A 20,577-nucleotide genomic window follows, 5' to 3' on the forward strand; every position below is an offset into this window, starting at 1 on the left:
GTTATTCCTCTTCTGCTTGAGCCAGGCGGGTTTCAGCCCGGGTCAGTTGTTCTCTGGCCTTGGCCAGCTTTTCTTCCTGCTCAGCGATTTGTTCGGGCGTGGCATCCTTGGCTGCTTGCAGGTTGCTGAGAGCTTTTTCCGCTTTTTTAACGGCAACCGCAGTGGCGGCCTTGGCTGTTTTAAGCTGCTTGAGTTTTTTCGCCGGATCTTCCGGGGTCGCAGTCGGCTGACCCGGTGCAGCGGTTGGAGCCGGTTGACCGCTTGCTTCTGCTTCAGCCAGTTGCTGTTCGGTTTTTTGCAACTGTTGTTGTGCCTTGGCCAGCTTGTCTTCCTGTTCGGCAATTTGCTCGGGCGTGCTATCGGCAGCCGCCTTTAAATTATCCAGGGTTTTCTGGGCCTTTTTGACAGCAACTGCTGTGGCGGCCTTGGCTGTTTTCAGCTGTTTGAGTTTTTTGGCCGGGTCTTCCGGGTTGCCTGTTGAGGGTTTGACTTCAGGCGCTGGCTGGGCCGCTGCGGGGGTATTTCCGGCTTCAGCTTCAGCCAGTTGTTGTTCGGCTTTTTGCAACTGTTCCTTGGCCTTGGCCAGTTTGGCTTCCTGCTCGCTCAGTTGCTCAGGTGTGGTATCCGCTGCTGCCTTGAGATTAGCCAGGCCTTTTTCGGCCTTTTTGACAGCAACACTGGAAGCGGCCTTGGCGGTTTTCAGTTGCTTGAGTTTTTTGGTGAGAGCCGCTTGCACATCGGGTTCGCTACTGGCCTGTTCGGACTGGGTTTGCGGCTCCTGCTGAGTCTTGGCTTCTTGCTTGGCTTTTTGCGCAGCAGCCAGCTTGGCCGCTGCTTGGGCTCGAGCCTGGCGCTTGGCTTCTTTTTCTGCCTGTTCACGCTCAAAGCGTTCTTGGCGTGCCTCAAAGCGCAGGCGTGCCTGCTCCGCTTTTTCTGCATCGGCCCTGAGTTGACGGACTTCGCCCTTGGCATAGCGGTAATACTGCACCAGGGGGATTTCACTGGGGCAGACCCAGGCACAGGCACCGCATTCGATGCAATCAAACAGCTGGTGTTCTTCAGCCTGATCAAAAACCTGATGCGCAGCGTAAAAATACAGTTGCTGGGGAAGCAGTTGAGCCGGGCAGGCTTCTTCACAGCGACCACAGCGGATACACGGCTGCTCCGGACCGGGCAGCGGGAGTTCCTCTTCTGTCGGTAGCAGCAGGCAGTTGGCCGCCTTGGTCACGGGAACCTGGGCCGAGGGCAGAGTAAAGCCCATCATGGGGCCGCCCAGGATGAGGCGCTGGTGTTTGTCTTGGTTCCAACCCGCTGCTTGCAACAGGGTTTCAATGGCGGTGCCCAGGCGAACCAGGTAGTTACCCGGTTGACTGACGGCCTGGCCGGTGATGGTAACGATGCGCTCGATGAGAGGGCGACCACGGATGACCGCATCGGCCAAAGCGGCCAGGGTGCCTACGTTATGACAAAGGATGCCCAGATCAAGAGGCAGGCCACCACTGGGTACCTCCTTGCCGGTGAGCAGTTGGATCAACTGTTTCTCGCCGCCAGAGGGGTAAAGGGTGGGCAGAACGCAGATTTGCAGCTGCTCTTCCAGGCCGCTACCGGGTAATGCCTTTTGCAGGCTTTCCAGCGCCTGGGGTTTGTTGTCTTCAATGCCCAGGAGGACTTCCCGGGGTTGCAGGAGTTTGATCAGCAGCCCTATGCCTTCCAGAAGAGCAGCAGGGCGGGTCTGCATCAGGCAGTCATCGGCAGTGATGTAGGGTTCACATTCGGCGGCGTTGATGATCAGGGTTTCGATGCCCTTTTCCAAAGCGCCTGCCAGTTTGGTTCTTGTCGGGAAAACGGCCCCGCCCAGGCCCACCAATCCCGAGGTTTGAATGCGTTCCAGCAACTGCTCGTTGGGGGTTTCCTGCCAGTTGTCATAACGCGGGTAGGTAAAGCTTTCTTCCTCGCCTTCCCTTTGGATCACTATGGCCGGTAGGCTCAGACCGGAAACCTGGGGCAGTGGGCGGTCTTCAATGGCCGTGATGCGACCGGTGATACTGGCGTGAACGCAGGCGCCGGTTGCTACTGTCGTGCTAGCCAGAAGTTGACCGGTTTTGACTTTTTCCCCGATTTCTACCAGAGGTTTGGCCAGCTGGCCCTGATGCTGCCCCAGAGGAAGCACCACCTCATTGGGCAAGGGTAGTTCCCTCAGGGGCTCAAGACTGGATTGCAGTTTGTTCTCCGGGGGGTGGATACCACCGTGAAAACGCCGGTTAGTCAAGCGTAGGGTATCAAGCATGGCGGGTCTCCCCGGATTGCCGAGAAGGAGCATCGCTGGCGATCAGGCGTTGGTCTGGAGAGGTCAAGGGGCCTGCAGGGGCAGGCCAATGCCAGCTTTGCAGATGGTCGGGCAGAGGCAGCATATCAATACAATCAACCGGGCAGGGTTCAACACAAAGGTCGCAACCGGTGCACTCATCCACAATAACTGTATGCATGAGTTTGGGCGCGCCAAGAATAGCATCGACCGGACAGGCCTGGATGCATTTGGTGCAACCGATGCATTCGTCTTCGCGGATAAAGGCGACTCTTTTTTCCGAGGTGGCACCTTCTTCGGCATCCAGCGGCAGGGGTTCGCGACCCAAAAGATCGGCCAGGGCCTGGATGGTGGTTTCACCGCCAGGTGGGCATTTATTGATGTCTTCACCAGCCGCTATAGCTTCGGCATAGGGGCGGCAACCGGGATGTCCGCATTGACCACATTGGGTTTGTGGAAGCAGTTGGTCTATCTTTTCTACCAGAGGATCGCCATCGACATGGAATTTAACCTGGGCAAACCCCAAAAGCAGGCCAATCACTACCGCCAGGCCTGAGAGGGTGAGTACGGCAGCCAGCAGGCCAGGGGTCGTCAAGAGTTCCAGCATCAGAGTTGCACCATCCCGGTAAATCCCATGAAGGCCAGGGACATGAGTCCGGCCGTCATCATGGCAACGGCTGCCCCCCTGAAGGGTGCAGGAACATCAGCCAGTGCCAGGCGTTCGCGCATGGCGGCAAAGCAGACCAGTACGAGGGAAAAACCCAGTCCTGCGCCCAGGCCGTAAATAATGGCTTCAACAAAAGTTTGTTCCTGGCTGATGGAGAGCAGGGCAACCCCCAGAACAGCACAGTTGGTGGTGATCAGGGGCAGGAAGATACCCAGGGTCTGGTGGAGCACCGGAGAAGTTTTGTGTACCAGCATTTCAGTAAACTGAACAACTGCCGCTATCATGATAATGAAACTGATGGTGCGTAGGTATTCCAGTTCCAGCGGAACCAGCAGGCCGTGATAGACCAGATGACTTAATGCGGAAGAAAGGGTAAGGACAAAGGTGGTGGCCAGGGACATACCCAGCGCCGAATCCAGTTTGTTGGACACGCCCATGAAGGGGCAAAGCCCGAGAAACTGAACCAGAACAAAGTTGTTAACCAGGATGGTACTGATGAGAAGCAATAAATATTCAGTCATTTTTTCCGCAAAGCGACGAAATAAAGGGTTATTTTAACCGATTGCTGTAGAAATCACAGGGCTTTTGGGAGGCAGCTTATCAGATATACCTAATAATCGTGCATCCGTTTGGATAACCATGCCATAATTGCGTCTATCGGTCGCATATAAAGGCTTTAATCTCAACTGTCTGTGGATGAATCAGCTCATGTTATTACGCAAATTGAAAATTAATCATCGCATCTGGATTATCAATCTTTTGGCGGTGATCGGCATGCTGGCAATTCTAGCTGTTGCTTTGGATCGCCAGTATCAGGACATGGAGTCCATGACACTCGAAGAAATCAGCAATATGGTGGATGCTGCTGAGGGGATCGTCGAGGAATTTCAGCATCAGGCCGAATCGGGTCAGTTAACTCAGGCTCGAGCCCAGCGTGAAGCTCTGGCCGCCGTACAGGCGATGATTTATGGTCCGGATGATGACTATGTGTTTATCATTTCCCGAGATGGTCGCTTTTTGGCCCACCCCAATCAGGAATTGATTGGTCAGGATATGATGGGCTTGCAGGATCAAAATGGTGTGCCTCTGGTTCGTCAGTTGGTTGAGGGGTCTGTGCGTGAAGGCTCCACGGTGGTCCGCTATCACTGGAATCGCATCGGCAGTGACAAACCGGCTCCCAAGCTATCCTATGCCCGCTATAACGATGACTGGAGCTGGGTGTTGGCGACCGGCGTCTATATTGATGACCTGGACAGTAAATTCATGAGCAGCCTGCTGGCCCTTCTGGCCGTGGCAGCTATTATCCTGTTTGTGATGCTGGTTATGGCCTTGCTGATCGGCCGTTCGATTATCCGTCCGATCAAGAATACTGCTGATGCCATGAAGGATATCAGTAGTGGCGATGGCGACCTGACAGTGCGCCTGGATGAACAGGGCCGCGATGAACTTTCCGAGCTGACCCGTCATTTCAACGTCTTTGTCACCAAAATTGAAGACCTGGTAGGCGATATCAAAGAGGCTGTTGCTTCGATCACCACAGCATCCAGCGAGATCGCCGCCGGTAACTCGGATCTGTCTCAACGTACTGAAGAGCAGGCATCCAGCCTGGAAGAAACCGCTTCCAGCCTCGAGCAGCTGACCTCGGCCGTGAAGCAGAATGCTGATAATGCCCAGCAGGCCAATCAACTATCCGTGGATGCCAGTCAGGTGGCTACGGACGGTGGTCAAAAAGCCCGCGAAGTAGTTCGTACCATGGATCAGATCAGTGAAAGCTCTGACAAGATTGCCGATATTACTACCTTGATCGACAGCATTGCTTTCCAAACCAATATTCTGGCCCTGAATGCTGCTGTAGAGGCGGCCAGAGCCGGTGAACAGGGACGCGGGTTTGCTGTTGTAGCCGGCGAGGTTCGTGTACTGGCCCAGCGTTCGGCTTCTGCGGCTAAAGAAATTAAAGAGCTGATTACTGAATCGGTGGAAACCGTTCGCGGTGGCAGTGAGCTGGTACGTGAAACCGGAGATACCATCGAGAAAATTGTTACTTCCATTCGTCGCGTCACCGACCTGATGGGCGAGATTTCTGCTGCCTCCAACGAACAAAGTCAGGGCATTGAGCAGGTCAATCAGGCTGTAATCCAGATGGATGATGTCACCCAGCAGAATGCTGCCCTGGTGGAAGAAGCCGCTGCTGCTGCCGAGTCCCTGGAAGAGCAGTCGGTTGCCCTGAGTACCTCTGTCGCCATGTTCAAGATCAGTCGTCAGGTGGATTTGGGGTTGAAAGCTTCTTCTTCACAAGCCGCCTCCAGCGCCAAACAGGAGCCCCGAGTCAAGTTGCCTGCTTCCAGAAAAGCAGCTGCTACAGCGTCCAATAACAAGAAACGTGTGGCGCCCCCTCCTCCCAAACGTCAGGAAGACGATGAGTGGGAAGAGTTTTAAAAATGTATTTTGTTGATCTATAACTCTTTAAATCTTAACTGTTTTTGAGTAGCTTACCTGAAGGTCTAGTTTTTTAGGCCTCTGAACAAGTGACCAGCCAAGCCAGTCAGGCGAGGCTGGTCGTTGAGGGGTTATCAGCCTTCGGGAAGATGAGCTAAAGGCTTTGCACACTTAGAGGATTCAATGTCATGGCAAAATCGATTCTGACAGTCGATGATTCTGCATCCATCCGCCAGATGGTTTCTTTTACCCTCAAGGGAGCTGGCTATTCGGTCACCGAGGCGGTTGATGGCAAACAAGGGCTGGAAAAAGCCAAGTCCGGGCGCTTTGACCTGGTATTGACCGACCAGAACATGCCAAATATGGATGGTCTGACACTCATTAAAAGCTTGCGTGCTTTGCCTGCGTATAGCCGCACTCCGATTCTGGTGTTGACCACTGAAGCGGGTGCTGCCATGAAGCAGCAGGGTAAAGCTGCTGGGGCGACCGGTTGGTTGGTCAAACCTTTTGACCCGCAAAAACTAATTGATGTGGTTAAAAAAGTAATCGGTTAATTAATGACCCCAACTGCGAATCGAAGAGGTTAAACCCATGAGTGTTGATCTGAGCCAGTTTCACCAGGTGTTTATCGATGAAGCCTATGAACACCTGGCAACCATGGAAAACCTCCTGCTGGCCATAGATCTGGATAACCCCAGTCTGGATGATTTGAACGCCATCTTTCGGGCGGCTCATTCTATAAAAGGGGGGGCGGGTACCTTCGGTTTTACTGATATTGCTGATTTGACCCATGCTCTGGAAACGCTACTGGATCGCTTGCGTAAGCAGGAGTTGCATCCCACGGATGACATGATCGAGGCCTTTCTACAGGCCAGTGATCTTCTGGGTACTATGCTGGATGATCACCAACAGGGTAATGAAACCGATGCTGATCGCATCGCAACGGTTAAATCCGAGCTGGTGCGTTTGGCCAGTGATGATGAACAGCCTGCCAATCAAGACTCGACGCCGACACCACCGGAACAACAGCCTCCGGCTGGTGACGAGCAGCCCCCTACGCGTGGTGGTGGTGCCTGGCTGATTAAATTGCATCCGGCGACGGATATTTTTGCCGGAGCGGCTTCCTATGATGCTGTCACTGAAGATCTGATGGCTTTGGGCGAAGTGGAGAAGGTCACCCCGCCTCACGATGGACAGGCTACCTGGTTACTCCATGCGGCAGTCAAACGTGAGCAGCTGGAAGAAATTTTTGCCTGGGTCTGCCAACCTCAGGAAGTGACCTTTGAGTGGCAGGAAGGCGACCAGCCTCTTGCCGAAGATAACTCTGCTGACGATGACGAAGAAGCCTTTGGCTTTTTCATTGATGAAAGTGAATTACCCGCTTCTTTGGAAAGCCTGGAAGAAGAACAAGGCTATGGTTTCTTTGTCGAGGATGACGAGCTGCCAGCAGCAACCGAATCCCAGACGAATGAAGGTGAAACTGCTGATGAAGATCCGGGGTACGGTTTTTTCGTTGATGAAAAAGACCTGCCTGCCAAGGAAGCAGTAACCAGTGGGTCTAAGCCTTCGTTAAGTGCACAAAATACCTCGAGTGCTGAACAGACTGACAAAAAAGCGTCTGGTAAACCTGCTCCAAAAGCTGGCTCTCAGCCTGCCAAGGCACCTGCTTCCAAGGCTGCAGCGGACACTTCAATCCGTGTGGGCGTGGAAAAGGTTGATCAGTTGATCAATCTTGTTGGTGAGCTGGTAATTACCCGCTCCATGCTGGCGCAATCTGCATCGGTACTGGATCCGATTGAATACGAAAATATTCATAACGGCCTGGCTAACCTGGAACGCAATTCCCGTGATCTCCAGGAAGCGGTTATGTCCATCAGGATGTTGCCCATCAATTTTGTCTTTGGACGTTTTCCTCGAGTTGTGCGTGATCTGACCAAGAAAATGCACAAGAAGGTCAAATTGAAATTGGTCGGGGAAGAAACCGAGCTGGACAAAGGCTTGATTGAAAAGCTATCTGATCCTTTGACTCACCTGGTTAGAAACTCGATCGACCATGGCATAGAATCACCTGAAGAACGTGTGGCGGCGGGCAAGCCTGAAGAGGGCACGATCACCCTCAGCGCCAGTCATCAGGGTGGCAGTATTCTGGTGGAGATTCATGATGATGGCGCAGGCCTTAATCGCGAAAAACTCCTGGCCAAGGCTGAAGAAAAAGGCATTCCGCTGAGTGATAACCCACCCGATAAAGAAGTATGGCAATTGATTTTTGCAGCTGGCTTTTCAACGGCCAAGGAAATTACCGATGTTTCCGGTCGTGGCGTGGGCATGGATGTGGTTTCGCGTAATATCAGTGAAATGAAAGGCCAGATTGAAATCGATTCAGTCCCGGGCCAGGGAACCCGCATCGGTTTGCGTCTGCCGCTGACACTGGCCATTCTCGATGGTATGTCTTTGCGGGTGGGTGATGAAGTCTTCATTCTTCCCTTGACCCGTATTCTGGAATCCATGCAACCGGATAAATCTCAGCTTAAAACGGTTTCCGGCAAGGGTAAGGTGGTGCATATCCGCGGCGAATACCTGCCCTTGGTGCCCTTGTATAAAGTCTTTAATCTCCAGCCAAGATTTACCAATCCCGAAGAGGGGATTTTGGTTGTGGTCGAGACGGTTGAGGGCAAGCTGGCGCTCTTCGTGGATGAATTGATTGCCCAGGATCAGGTGGTGATCAAAAGCCTGGAAACCCATTACCGCAAAGTGGAAGGGGTTTCCGGTGCAACGATTATGGGGGATGGCCGCGTGGCCCTGATCATTGATATAGAACGTCTGGCCCGAATGAATGTGGTCTGAGCAGCCTGGAGGTAGTTTTCATGAATGATGCAACTGAAGAACAAGCTTTAGTGACCAGTGGTCAGCAGGAATTTTTGACCTTCACTCTGGGTGAGGAAGAGTATGCTATAGATATACTCAAAGTTCAGGAAATTCGTGGTTACGATGGAGTAACCCGTATTGCCAATACGCCGGAGTACATCAAGGGTGTCATCAATATGCGCGGTGTAATTGTCCCAGTGGTGGATATGCGCATTAAATTCAATGTTGGTGAAATTGTTTATGACCAGTTCACCGTCATGATTATCCTTAATTTGGGCGAAAGAATCGTAGGGATGGTAGTGGATGGGGTTTCCGATGTGATCGCCCTGGATCCAGACCAGATCCGCCCTGCTCCCGAGTTTGGGGCTACGCTGGATACAGAATACCTGGAAGGCCTGGCGACCCTGGATAAAACCACTGAAGATGAAGATGAAAGAATGGCTATCGTCGTTGATATCGAAAAGCTCATGACCAGTAGCGACATGGGGCTGATGGATCAGGTGGTTCAGGCAGGCTAATAAGAATTCTAATCAGAGGGGAAAGGATATGTTGAGAAAGCTGACCGTGAAGGCACGCCTGATCTTTGTGATCGGGTTTCTATCCCTGCTTTTGGCAGTGATTGGCTTTGTGGGCCTGCAGGGTATGGATCACAGTAATCAGGCTTTGGATACCGTGATGAACGATCGCCTGATTCCATCCCAGCAGTTGGCTGACATTGAAGTTTATATGCAAGAAAATATTATCGAATTGCAGCTGGCTGCTATGCATGACCCCCGGCTTGATGAAAGTGTCCTTCATGATCATCAAATCACGATGCATACCAATAAGGTTCGGGAAAATATCGAAAGTATTACCGAAATTTGGGGAAGGTACATGGATACCTACCTGACACCGGAAGAGGCCCGTCTGGCTGAAGATTTTCAGCGTTTGAGAGGCATCTTCGTGGAAGAGGGGCTGAGGGAAACCATTGCTTTGCTGGAAGCGGGTGAATTCATGGATGCCAACATGCATATGGTACGTGCTACGCTTCCCGATTTTCGTGATGCCTATGAAGTGGCTTCCCAACTGATGGATCTGCAAAGACGCGTTGCCCGTGAAGAATACGAAGCGGCAGAAGCCGATTTTGCTGACACCCGGACTGGAACCATTATCACCATTATCATTGGTATTGTGATTGCCGTTGTCATAGGTTGGCTGTTGATTCGTGCCATCGTGAATCCGCTTAATCGTGCCGTGGGCTACTTTAACCAGATGGCCGACGGTAATCTGAATAACCAGATCAAGGCCGACCATGATGATGAAATCGGCAAGATGCTGCAGGCACTGCAGCGGATGCAGGATAAGCTGAGAGATCTTGTTGGTGAAATCAAGATCTCTGTCGATGCCATTACCACGGCCTCTTCTGAAATTGCGGCGGGTAATACCGACCTTTCCCAACGCACAGAAGAGCAGGCTTCCAGTCTTGAAGAAACTGCCTCCAGCCTGGAAGAGCTGACATCAACAGTGAAGCAGAATGCTGATAACGCCCGTCAGGCTAATCAATTGAGCTCCAGTGCCAGTGAGGTTGCAGAACAGGGCGGCGGTAAAGTGAATGAAGCCGTGCTGAAAATGCAGGAGCTAACAGCCAGCGCCGAGAAGATGAGTGAAATTATCACTGTCATTGATGGCATTGCTTTCCAGACCAATATTCTGGCACTGAATGCTGCCGTAGAGGCTGCGCGTGCCGGTGAACAGGGACGAGGCTTTGCTGTTGTTGCGGGTGAAGTCCGCTCCTTGGCGCAGCGTTCTGCAGCGGCGGCCAAGGAAATTCAGGAACTGATCAAGAAAGATGGCGAAATCGTGGAGGCCACCAGTGAAGTGGTGGAAGCTTCCGGTGCCAGCATGAAAGAAATCGTCAATTCGGTGAAACGGGTTGCCGATATCATGGGTGAGATTTCTGCCGCCTCCGATGAACAAAGCCAGGGTATTGAGCAGGTCAACCAGGCTGTGATCCAGATGGATGATGTGACCCAGCAGAATGCGGCACTGGTCGAAGAAGCTGCGGCGGCTGCCGAGTCCTTGGAAGAGCAGGCTCAATCTCTCACGACTTCTGTCTCAATTTTCCGGGTTGATGAATCAACCAACAAGGCAATTGAAACGACCAAGAAAAAGCAGGCTACCCAGGATCGGGCTCGACTGGGAACTGCTAGTCCGAGCAAAAAGCCGGGGCATCCTGCAAAAGCTAAGGCAGCAGCTGCAGCCAAAAAGGCCCAAACGGCTAAGCGACAAGCTCCTCTGCCTCCGCCCAAGCGTCAAGATGACGACGAGTGGGAAGAGTTTTAATTACTAGAAGTTAATCGATTAGCCGCTCTTCCTGTGCTGAGGGTAGGAAGGGCGGTTTTGAAAGTCATGAGGTGGAAGTGAGCACAAAAGAACGGGAATTTGAATTTAAGGACAGGGATTTTGCTAAAATTCGTGATTTGGCTCACGAAAGGGCAGGCATCTTTCTAAGTCCAAAAAAAAGGGATATGGTCTATAGCCGTATTGCCCGGCGTCTTCGTTCCCTCGGATTGATGACTTTTGAGCAATACCTGGCTCACTTGGAAGAAAATGAAGACGAAGCCCAGGATTTTATAAATGCCCTGACAACGAATCTGACTTCATTTTTTCGAGAAGAGCATCATTTTGACCTTCTGGCCGAGCAGCTGTTGGCCGTCGCTGATAAACGGCGGGGCCCCCTGAAAATCTGGTCCAGCGCCTGCTCAACAGGGGAAGAGGCTTATTCCCTTGCCATGACGGCTATAGAAACTTTTGGTACCTGGACGCCGCCTGTACGTATTCTGGCAACTGATGTGGATACCAATGTCCTGCAGCAGGCCAAGCGGGGTGTTTATGCCTCTGACCGGGTGGCCAAAATGCGTGATGATCGAGTCAAAAGCTTTTTTGTCCGAGGCAAGGGAAAGCACGTGGGCATGGTGAAAATCCGATCCCAGGTCAAAGATCTGATCCATTTCAACTCCCTCAATTTGCTGGCTCCCAATTGGCCGATCAAAGGGCCTTTTGATGCGATTTTCTGCCGTAATGTGATGATTTATTTTGATAAGCCAACACAATACAAGGTGTTGTCGCGCTTCCACCCCTTGTTAACGGCTGAAGGGCTGCTTTATGCCGGTCATTCAGAAAGCTTCCAGCATGCCAGTGATATCTTTCGTCTTAAGGGTAAGACAGTCTTCATGCCTGTGCCTAAGAGGTAAGAAGTGACAAGTACGCAGGATAATCCTGGGGAGGATCCGCAAACCGAGGCTTGGTCGCCAGTCAGCTACTTTGATAGCTATTTTGAAATGGAAGCGATCAAGATACTGCCCGGCGAATATTATGTGACTCGTCATGATAAACTGATTGTAACAGTGCTGGGCAGTTGTGTTTCTGCCTGTATTCATGACAAAGTCAGAGGGGTCGGTGGAATTAATCATTTCATGCTGCCTTTTGACAGTGAAGACAGTGAGATGATTGACAGTTCTATCCGCTATGGCAGTCATGCCCTGGAGGTTCTCCTGAACCAGCTGTACAAATTGGGCGCGGATAAAAAGAACCTGCAAGCCAAGGTGTTTGGTGGTGGCGATGTGCTAGCAGGGGAGGGCAGTCATCTGATTGGGGAACGCAATTCCGATTTTTTGATGAGCTATCTTGAAGCTGAGCAGATTCCTGTGGTGAGTAAAAGTTTACTTGGCCCTTGGCCACAGAAAATTTATTTTTTTCCGGCCAGTGGTCGGGTGTTGGTGAAAAAGCTTAAGCGTCTGAATAATACGACGATTTTTGATCGTGAAGCAGACTACTTTCAACGACTGCTGAATATCGAAGTGGCAGGCAACGTAGAGCTATTTGGTTGATGAAAAAAGCTAGAATTTCAGTGTTGGTAGTTGACGATTCTGCCCTGATTCGTCGCCTGCTTACCGATCTGATCAATGGCCAGAAAGATATGGAGGTGGTGGCTACTGCGCCCGATCCTCTCGTTGCCCGCGAATTAATCAAACTCCACAACCCGGATGTTCTGACACTGGATGTGGAAATGCCACGCATGGATGGTCTGGATTTTCTCGAGCGGCTGATGCGTTTGCGGCCCATGCCTGTGCTGATGGTGTCTTCCCTGACCGATAAGGGATCAGAAGTGACCCTGAGAGCACTGGAGCTGGGTGCAGTCGATTACATCTCCAAGCCCAAGGTAGATATCGTTTCCGGCATGACCGCCTATGCCGACCTGATAGCCGAAAAGATCAGGGCCTGTGCCAGTGCGCGTATCAAGCCTAAAACCCAGGGTAACCAATCGCGGGAAGCTCGCCATCGTGCCAATGCTGTGGCCCTGTCCAGTCATAAAACGCGTTACGCCTCGACCGAGAAGGTTATTTTTGTTGGCGCTTCGACGGGAGGAACCGAGGCGATCAAGGAATTCTTGATCGATTTGCCGGCTGATATGCCGGCGATCATGATCACCCAGCATATGCCGGAGAATTTTACCCGTACCTTCGCAGAGCGCCTGGATCGGGAGTGTTTGCTGCGTGTGAAAGAAGCCCAGCACAACGAGAGGGTGCTGCCCGGCCATGTTTATATTGCTCCAGGCAACCTGCATCTGGAGATAGCTCGTAGCGGGGCCAATTACATGACTCGCTTGCTGGACACCGCCTTGGTCAATCGCCACCGGCCTTCAGTGGATGTGCTTTTTCATTCTGCTGCCCGGGTTGCCGGTGCTAATGCCGTAGGCGTGATTTTGACTGGAATGGGGCGTGATGGTGCTGCAGGTTTATTAGAAATGCGTCGTGCCGGTGCCTATACTCTGGCTCAAAATGAAGCCAGCTGTATTGTTTTTGGTATGCCCAAAGAAGCCATTGCCCTGGGGGCAGCCCAGGAAGTGTTACCCCTGGTGGATCTTCCTGCACGCGTGATTGAGCGTCTGGGACAAAGAATTAACCGAGTTTAGCCGTTTAAGGAAAGCCAATGAATAAACAACTTGTATGGGCACTTTTAGTCCTCCTGACTTTGGCCGCAGCAGGTCTTGGGTGGCTGCTGCCCGGTTGGCTGATTGGTCTGGCTGCTTTGCCGGCCGGTTTCCTTTTGGGGTATTGGCCCTTGCGCGAAAGAGCCAGGGAAAGAATCAGCCAATTGCCGGATCCGTCAAAAGACAGCTATATCGAGGGGATTTCCCAGATCGACCTGCAAAAAGACTACCTGCAGGTCGGGGAGACGATCGCTTCGGTGGTTGCGGAATCCAAGGAAGATATGGATGCCCTGCAAAACATGCAGACGGATGCATTGAATACCCTGGGGGAATCCTTCAACCGCTTAAAAGCGGACCTGGATGAACAGCAGGATCTGGTACGTGCGCTCTTGTACGGCGGTGAGAAAGAGCTGGATGCCAGCTCGCATAAGCACATGAGCAACTTTGCCGAGGACACCCTGAAAACCCTGAACAATTTTGTTGAAACTTCGGTGCAAACCAGTGCTGATCTAATGGAGATGTTGGAAAGAGTCTCTGAATTGTCAGAAGGTATGCCTGAATTGATGAAGGCCTTGGGTGACATCGACAATATTGCCGAGCAAACCAATCTGCTGGCCTTGAATGCTGCCATCGAGGCGGCTCGTGCCGGTGAGCACGGGCGGGGCTTTGCCGTGGTTGCTGATGAGGTTCGCGCTCTTTCTGCCCGCTCTGCAGAATTTAGTCAAACGATTCAGCGTAATCTCAATGAAATGAATAGGCGCATTGAGAAGCTGGTGGCCGATGTCAGTAAAATTGCTTCCCAGGACATGAGTTTTATCCTGCGCGCCAAAAAGGAAGTGGAGTCGGCCATAGAGCTCTTGATGGAGAAATCGGACAGCGATAAACGGGTTACCGAAGAACTGGAGACTCTCTCTAGCCGCTTGAGTGAAGCTCTCTATGATGCCATGCGGGCCATGCAGTTCGAGGATATGAGCACTCAGACCATCCAACACACGCTGTCAGAGCAAAGCCACCTTCTTTTGTTGGTGGAGGCGCTGCAAGCAGGAGCTGATGATCCTCACCAGTTTCATGCCGCCTTGCGCGAAAGTCTGGATAATTTCCGCAGAGCCAGGGAAGAGCGTAAGTCCAACCCGGTATCCAGTAACTCTATGGATAGTGGTGATATCGATTTATTCTAGTATTTGGAGATGTCTTGAATGTCGGACGTAAAAGTAGCGCGTTTGCCGGAAAAATTTGATTTTAGTTTCCATAAAAAATTTAACGAAGACATGGATGCTGCACTGAAAGATCAGGCGATCAAAGAGATACATCTTGATTTTTCTGCAGTCAATTACCTGGATTCAGCAGCTTTGGGTATGATCGTTTATTTGCATAAAAAGTCCTCAGCAGTTAACAAGAGTGTGCGAATCATCCATGCTTCAGGTACAGCTGAAGAAATCCTCAAGGTCGCCAATATTGAAAGGATAGTGCCGCTCGGATGAATCAGCCTGTTGAGCCAGATATGGCTTACCAACTGCTTATCGTTGCAGCTGATCAGGAGCTTAGTGCTTCCCTGGCCTCAGCTTTAAAGGCCATGGATTTGAAAGTGACCCTGGCCAGTAGCCTGGAGGTTGCACGACAATGCCTGGATTCGGGGCATTTATTCGACTTGGTGTTGCTGGATGAAACCTTGCCAGAGGGCTCAGGATTGACGCTTCTGGATCATCCGGTCTTTTCTGATCAGCAGGAGGTGTCGGCCACTGCAGCAATTTTATTGGCCGGTCGGGAAGATGAGCAACTGATCGAAGCGGCAGCGGCTAGCGGCATCAGTGACTATCTGGTCAAGCCATTCAGTTTTTCCTTGCTCGATTTGAAGGTTCGTTCCCAGATGAAGCGGGCAGCCTTGTCCCGCCGTGTACTGGATCAGAAAATTCGCCTCGAACGCCTTCTCGATGCCAGCAATCGTGAAGCTGAAATGGCTTCTTATGTTTTTTATAACAACCTGCTTGATCATGTTTCCGATACGATTCGAGGCTTTAGCCGTTACCTCAATGCCAATAGCGATTTTTGTGGTGACCTGATTCTGGCTAAGGCTTCTCCTTCCGGTAGCACTTTTATCCTGCATGCCGATGCCATGGGGCACGGGCTTTCTGCCACCATGACGCTGCTGCCGCTCGTGGATGTTTTCCATAGCATGATCAACAAGGGTTACGCCTTGCCGATGATTGTCAGGGAAATGAATCGCAAGCTGCATTTCAAACTTCCGCCAGATCGTTTCGTTGCTGCCTCGGTGATAGAGCTGGATGTACTGCACGATCAGGTGAGTATCTGGAATGGCGGTATGCCTACACTTTATCATCTGGACGGCGAGGGCCAGGTTGTTGCCAGTTATCCTTCTCGCCATATGGCTTTGGGAATTTTGGATAACCTGAGTTTTGATTCTGATGTTGAGCGTTTCCAGTTGGAAGGTCAGGGTGGGCTTTTCGGCTGTAGTGATGGTTTGACTGAGCAGGTTAATGCTGCCGGGGAAAGCTATGGAATCGAGCGTTTACTGACGGGGTTGGGCAGTGCTTCCCGTCATAGTCTGATGACGACCCTGATTGCCCAGCTTAAGGAATTCTCCGGTGTTCCTTCCTTTGATGACGATGTCTCCCTGTTTTACGTTAACTTTCCCGAACTCATCTACTTCCAAGACCTGCTCTACCAGTGTAATAGCAATAACCTGGAACAGCTGGCTATCGACCCCTTTGTCTGGGAATTGACGCTCCAGGGGCGGCAGATCGGTGAGCAGGAAGTACCTGCTCTGTGCAATGATTACCTGCAGGACTTGGGTTTCCCCCAGCCCTTCTGTCAGAAAGCCTTTACCATTATCAGCGAATTGATTAACAACGCCATTGAGCATGGTCTGCTGGACCTCAAATCTGCACTCAAGCAGGATGCCGAGGGATTTCTGGAATACTATGTTTTACGTGAGCAGAAGCTGCAGGAACTTGGAGCTGATGATCAAGTCAGAATCAGGTTGCAATGGCAGCAGGCTTCTCAAAACCCCTTTGCCTTGCTGATAGAGATAGATCAGAGTGGTAAGGGGTTCAAGGCTGAAGAAGTGCTGCAGCAGCCCCGTACAGAGCTTGCCGGTCGCGGCCTGATGTTGATTAAAAAGCTAGCCAGCCATCTGGAATTCCAGAAGGAAGGGCGCCTGGCTTTGGCTATGTTGGAGTAGTGGCAATATGGAAATAGAAGTGGATAAGCATTTTGCATTGTCGCACTATTTTGACCGGCATTTTGAGGTGCCTGCAGTCAAGGTCCTGCCGGGTGAGTATTATGCGACTGATGAAGGAGAGATGCTGGTCACGGTTCTGGGCTCCTGCGTTGCCGTCTGTCTGAGAGATAACTACTCGGGAATTGGCGGTTTGAACCATTTTCTTCTACCCCATGATTCTTCTGCCAATGCTTCTCCTTTGAATGAATCGGCCCGCTATGGCGTTTATGCCATGGAATTGCTTGTAAACCATCTACTCAAGCTGGGGGCACAACGCCGTCGCCTGGAAGCCAAGGTGTTTGGTGGGGGCAAGGTGATCAAGGATTTCAACTTTGCCAATGTCGGCGAGCGTAATGTGAAGTTTGTGATGGAACATCTACGCAACGAAGGCATTCCCGTCGTTGCCAAGGATGTATTGGATATCTATCCGCGCAAGGTGCACTTTTTCCCTTCTACCGGCAAGGTGATGTTGAAGAAGATCAATACCCTTCACAACCGCACCATTGTGGAAAGGGAAAACAAATACCTCAAGCAGGTGGAGCACAAGCCACAGGTTGGCGAAGTGGATCTCTTCTAACTCTAGGCGGTTACCTGCCGCCAGCGGCGGAAACTTTTTGCTCGTTTTAAAGACGGGCTATGATGAAGTGGCCGTCTTCCAGTACCTCAAGATGACTGTAGTGGCAGTGGAAATTATGGTCGTCCAGATGCAGGAGGGCTGACTGGCCTAGTCCGTTATCCCTGACCTGGATTTCCAGTTTCCCCCGCTCAACTGCCGTGCCCGGTTCGCTGAACATGCATAACTCCAGAAAAGAATCGGCGGGAAGGCGTTCCAGAGCTTCACGGCGTTGCTGGTAGTAATACTGCAGGCCAGCCTCGCCCTTGGTTTCCAAGAGCTGGCTTTTAAGGTTAGGTGAGAGTTCCAGGATATTGCTGTGGAGTACCCAGGAGGTAAGCTCATGGGCTACTGTAAAGATTCTCTGGATAAGCGGTGTGTCCATCCCCAGGGTTTGCAGAAAATCATGGGTCAAAGCAGGTAGGGCTTCATTGATCAGCTGCTCACCTTGGACTTTGATCTTCCACTCAAAAGGGTCTCTGGGTAAATTCAGGTCTGTAAACTGGCAGCCTTCAGCCGGTGATAAACGGGATTTGAGGCGATCAAAGTCCATTAATACCAGCGAGATATCATCATCGGGGATGGCTTGCCTGGAGTGATCTTCTACTGCTTCCAGCAAGCCAGTAATGTAATTGTCCGGCTGTAACTGGCGCAATTTGTCCAGCAGTCGCTTTTCACCAAAGCTGTCATCTTCGCCATTGACCTGTTCCAACAGGCCGTCACTCATGGACAGCAGATACCCGTCCTGCGGGAGGGGTAATCTTTCCGCTGAGGTTTCAAATAACTGATCATCCAGAATGCCCAGGGCCATATGCCGGGATTGAAAGCTCTGCAGGACTTCACCCTGGGCGTTGACCAGGAGGGATTGGGGCATAGCGCCGTTCCAAAGCCGTAATTCCTGATCCATAGGGTCGAGCTCGATCAGAGTAGCGGCAACGAAACGGTCATCGGGTAGATCATTGAGCAGCCGCTTATTCATTTCTCGCAGAATAAAGGGCATGCGATGTCCCTTGTTCACCATGGCATCAAATACGGAAATGACCGGCATGATGGTAATAGTAGCGGATAGACCATGACCGGTAGCATCGGCCAGGAGTACAAAAATACTCCCCGAGGGAGAGCGGCGCACCAGTACGATATCGCCACTGAAATTGCTGGAAGAGCGGATACTGTGGGTTACACCCAGGGGGTCATCGGCATTCTTGTCGATCAGGTGGCCGTAGAGAATTTCGGCCGCCATGGAGTCTTCGTGTTCCGACTCTTCCAGGGCTGTTTCCAGCAGGCTTTTATCTACCAGAATGCTATCCAGCTGGCGGGCCAGCTTGTTTACCTCTTCAAAGGCTTCACTGATTTCATTAAAGACAAAGCCTTCAGGCTGGGCATTAAAGTCGCGCAAATCCTGGGCGGACTGGATGCTGTTGATTTGTTTCTGGAATCTTGACAGTGCCCGGTTAATCCGGCGCACTGCCAGGTGCGAGAGGTAACCGGCCAGCAGCAGAAAAAACAGTGAGAAAAAACTGAAACTGAGGATATAGGTGAAGCGAACATCAGCAGTGATTGGGGGGAGCTGAATCTGGATATCCTGATCCGGGAAGCGTTCCTGCAGTTGTTCCTTGGCAACGGCTTCCTGGCGGGCCATCAGGGCTTCGTATTGCAGTGATGAGACAGTGGAGGCGCCCACGAAAACAATCAGGCAACTGAGTGCAATAGCAAAAAAGATATACCAGCGTAACGAAAGCTGGCGTTTGGATGTGAAAAGTCGGATCAAAAAGAACTCCACTGACGGATGGTCGACAACTCGAGATGTTGTTTATGTTAACTGATAGTTGCCATTTGTCACCAGTGAAGGCTGTCCGGAGAGTCAAACAAAAAAAGCGGCTTCGAGGGAAGCCGCTAAAACATGCAGGGACAGGGGAAAGCTGGGGAGGGGTTATACCGGGAAAAGTGCCGACAGCTTGGTGGCCAGCATCATGTCGCCCTCGGCGCGAAGCTTGCCTGCCATAAAGGCTTGCATGCCGTCTTCTTCGCCAGTCAGGACATCCTTGAGAGTGTCCTTGTTCATGATCAGGGTAACGGAAGGGTCATCATGCTCGCCTTCAAGGATTTCACAAGCGCCATCTTTAATGATGATATGGTAGTTGTCAGCATCTTCGATATTGAACTGAAACACTTCGTCCATACCGCTGGCTGCTTCTGCATTGAACTTGTCTTTCAGGCCTTCGATAATGGCGTTGATGTTAGCCATGGTGGTGTCCTCTTATTGGTGAAACTGAACAGTTAACTGAAGCATATTTCAAACGTATGTTTTAATCAAGCCCTGTTTATCTTTTTATTCAAGGAGTCTTCTGTGCCCGAATTTATTCTTGATTACCTGGGGTTTTTGCTCAAGGTACTGACGCTGGTGTTGGCCGTCCTGGTTGTGCTGGGGGTCGCTGCGGCCATACGCAGAAGCCGTGCTGGTCAAGAGCAACTGGAGATTAGCTCACTCAATGATCGCCTGCAGGGATATCAGGAGGAGCTGAAGGAAAACTGGTTAGAAGGCAAGGCGCTGAAGCAGGAGCGTAAACGCACCAAGCAGGAGAAGAAGCAGCGTAAAGAAGACCTGGCGGAGCGCCCTAGAGTTTTTGTTCTGGATTTTAAAGGGGATTTGAGTGCCAGCCGAGCCGGAGCCTTGGGGCGCGAGATTAGCTGTTTGCTGGGGCTTTTGCGCTCACAGGATGAAGTGGTGGTGAGATTGGAAAGTGCAGGAGGCTTTGTTCACAGCTACGGTTATGCGGCAGCCCAGTTGCAGCGTTTGCGTGACCAGGAGATACGCCTGACCGTTTGCGTGGATAAAGTGGCTGCTTCCGGTGGCTATATGATGGCCAGTACAGCCAATCAGCTATTGGCGGCTCCCTTCGCTGTGATTGGTTCCATCGGGGTGGTTGCCGAGATGCCCAACGTCCATCGTCTGTTGAAAAAACACGATGTCGATTATGAGGTGCTGACAGCCGGAGAATACAAGCGCACCCTGACCCTTATGGGTGAAAATACCGAGGAAGGGCGGCAAAAGTTTGTGGATGACCTGGAAGCAACCCATCAGTTGTTCAAAAGCTATGTGCAGCGCAACCGTACCCATCTGGATATTGATCGAGTGGCGCGAGGGGAAATCTGGTATGGCGAGCAGGCCTTCAGCCTGAACCTGGTGGATCAGCTGATGACCAGTGATGATTATTTGCTCAAGCGGATGGCTGATGCCGAAGTCTTTTCACTGCAGTTAAAAAGAATGTCTCCGCTGGTGGAAAGAGTCACGGCTCAAGCAGCCAGGGTGTTCGAGCAGCGTATCCAAAGCTGGTGGCCCAGGTTGCAATTGCCTTTTAAGCGTTAGGAAACCTCTGATTAACTATTGCGCTTGCTTATACTGCGTTGAAATTGTCCTCAAATTGCTCATTTACTCGAAGTAAACTCCGCTTTTTCGTCCAATTTCGCCTTGTCTAACCTG

At 51.5% G+C, this 20,577-nt stretch carries 17 protein-coding genes and 1 pseudogene; 13 read left to right on the forward strand and 5 right to left on the reverse strand.

Features of this window, described 5'->3' with window-relative positions:
• Window position 1 precedes the first annotated feature (1 nt).
• Genes rsxC through rsxA form a run of 3 tightly spaced genes read right to left on the reverse strand, consistent with a single transcriptional unit; the run spans window position 2 to window position 3,493 of the window.
• Window positions 2–2,287 (reverse strand): electron transport complex subunit RsxC, encoded by a 2,286-nt coding sequence (gene rsxC, locus DFK18_RS01660; RefSeq protein ID WP_162299652.1) that lies wholly within the window; start codon window positions 2,285–2,287, stop codon window positions 2–4.
• Window positions 2,280–2,912 carry an electron transport complex subunit RsxB gene (gene rsxB, locus DFK18_RS01665; protein ID WP_114416456.1) on the reverse strand — a complete coding sequence of 211 codons (633 nt, stop codon included), beginning with the start codon at window positions 2,910–2,912 and terminating at the stop codon, window positions 2,280–2,282. Before rsxB ends, rsxC begins: the two co-directional genes overlap by 8 nt.
• Window positions 2,912–3,493 (reverse strand): electron transport complex subunit RsxA, encoded by a 582-nt coding sequence (gene rsxA / locus DFK18_RS01670; RefSeq protein ID WP_114416457.1) that lies wholly within the window; start codon window positions 3,491–3,493, stop codon window positions 2,912–2,914. Before rsxA ends, rsxB begins: the two co-directional genes overlap by 1 nt.
• A gap of 187 nt (window positions 3,494–3,680) precedes the next feature.
• On the opposite strand from rsxA, the gene DFK18_RS14715 reads away from it, so the two are divergent.
• From DFK18_RS14715 to cheD (DFK18_RS01730), 12 genes and pseudogenes are all read left to right on the forward strand, one after another.
• Entirely contained in the window at window positions 3,681–5,408 is a 1,728-nt protein-coding gene (locus DFK18_RS14715) for a methyl-accepting chemotaxis protein (RefSeq protein WP_162299653.1), read from the forward strand.
• Between the two features lie 188 nt (window positions 5,409–5,596).
• Window positions 5,597–5,962: a response regulator gene (locus DFK18_RS01680; RefSeq protein WP_114416459.1), complete on the forward strand. Its 366-nt coding sequence runs from the start codon at window positions 5,597–5,599 to the stop codon at window positions 5,960–5,962.
• Window positions 5,963–5,999: 37 nt separating this feature from the next.
• The gene (locus tag DFK18_RS01685) at window positions 6,000–8,252 is read left to right on the forward strand and encodes a chemotaxis protein CheW (RefSeq protein WP_114416460.1); all 2,253 of its coding nucleotides are present in this window, start codon (window positions 6,000–6,002) and stop codon (window positions 8,250–8,252) included.
• 20 nt (window positions 8,253–8,272) lie between these two features.
• Window positions 8,273–8,791 carry a chemotaxis protein CheW gene (locus tag DFK18_RS01690; protein ID WP_114416461.1) on the forward strand — a complete coding sequence of 173 codons (519 nt, stop codon included), beginning with the start codon at window positions 8,273–8,275 and terminating at the stop codon, window positions 8,789–8,791.
• A 28-nt stretch (window positions 8,792–8,819) separates the two neighbouring features.
• Window positions 8,820–10,595, forward strand: a complete 1,776-nt coding sequence (locus DFK18_RS14720; RefSeq protein WP_114416462.1) for a methyl-accepting chemotaxis protein — start codon at window positions 8,820–8,822, stop codon at window positions 10,593–10,595.
• A 77-nt stretch (window positions 10,596–10,672) separates the two neighbouring features.
• On the forward strand, window positions 10,673–11,506 hold the full coding sequence (locus DFK18_RS01700; protein WP_245944307.1) for a CheR family methyltransferase: 834 nt from the start codon (window positions 10,673–10,675) through the stop codon (window positions 11,504–11,506).
• 3 nt (window positions 11,507–11,509) lie between these two features.
• A complete protein-coding gene (gene cheD, locus DFK18_RS01705; protein ID WP_245944308.1) occupies window positions 11,510–12,142 on the forward strand; it encodes a chemoreceptor glutamine deamidase CheD in 633 nt (210 codons plus the stop codon).
• Complete coding sequence (locus DFK18_RS01710) at window positions 12,142–13,227, forward strand: protein-glutamate methylesterase/protein-glutamine glutaminase (protein ID WP_114416464.1); 1,086 nt, start codon at window positions 12,142–12,144, stop codon at window positions 13,225–13,227. The genes cheD (DFK18_RS01705) and DFK18_RS01710 overlap by 1 nt, the downstream gene beginning before the upstream one ends.
• A 584-nt stretch (window positions 13,228–13,811) precedes the next feature.
• Window positions 13,812–14,108: pseudogene (locus tag DFK18_RS14830) on the forward strand (methyl-accepting chemotaxis protein); the annotation flags it as partial.
• A gap of 333 nt (window positions 14,109–14,441) precedes the next feature.
• Window positions 14,442–14,726, forward strand: a complete 285-nt coding sequence (locus tag DFK18_RS01720; RefSeq protein ID WP_114416466.1) for an STAS domain-containing protein — start codon at window positions 14,442–14,444, stop codon at window positions 14,724–14,726.
• Window positions 14,723–16,444: an ATP-binding SpoIIE family protein phosphatase gene (locus DFK18_RS01725; RefSeq protein ID WP_114416467.1), complete on the forward strand. Its 1,722-nt coding sequence runs from the start codon at window positions 14,723–14,725 to the stop codon at window positions 16,442–16,444. The genes DFK18_RS01720 and DFK18_RS01725 overlap by 4 nt, the downstream gene beginning before the upstream one ends.
• 19 nt (window positions 16,445–16,463) lie before the next feature.
• Window positions 16,464–17,060 carry a chemoreceptor glutamine deamidase CheD gene (gene cheD / locus DFK18_RS01730; RefSeq protein WP_245944309.1) on the forward strand — a complete coding sequence of 199 codons (597 nt, stop codon included), beginning with the start codon at window positions 16,464–16,466 and terminating at the stop codon, window positions 17,058–17,060.
• A 46-nt stretch (window positions 17,061–17,106) separates the two neighbouring features.
• Here the strand turns inward: cheD (DFK18_RS01730) and DFK18_RS01735 are convergent, their stop codons facing one another.
• Window positions 17,107–18,864 (reverse strand): PP2C family protein-serine/threonine phosphatase, encoded by a 1,758-nt coding sequence (locus DFK18_RS01735; RefSeq protein ID WP_114416469.1) that lies wholly within the window; start codon window positions 18,862–18,864, stop codon window positions 17,107–17,109.
• 162 nt (window positions 18,865–19,026) lie between these two features.
• Window positions 19,027–19,341, reverse strand: coding sequence for an SCP2 sterol-binding domain-containing protein (locus DFK18_RS01740; RefSeq protein WP_114416470.1), 315 nt, complete (start codon window positions 19,339–19,341; stop codon window positions 19,027–19,029).
• Between the two features lie 102 nt (window positions 19,342–19,443).
• On the opposite strand from DFK18_RS01740, the gene sohB reads away from it, so the two are divergent.
• Window positions 19,444–20,463, forward strand: a complete 1,020-nt coding sequence (gene sohB / locus DFK18_RS01745; RefSeq protein WP_114416471.1) for a protease SohB — start codon at window positions 19,444–19,446, stop codon at window positions 20,461–20,463.
• Window positions 20,464–20,577: the final 114 nt, after the last annotated feature.

The organism is Marinospirillum perlucidum (assembly GCF_003336805.1).
In the GTDB taxonomy this organism is placed as follows: Bacteria; Pseudomonadota; Gammaproteobacteria; order Pseudomonadales; family Halomonadaceae; genus Marinospirillum; species Marinospirillum perlucidum.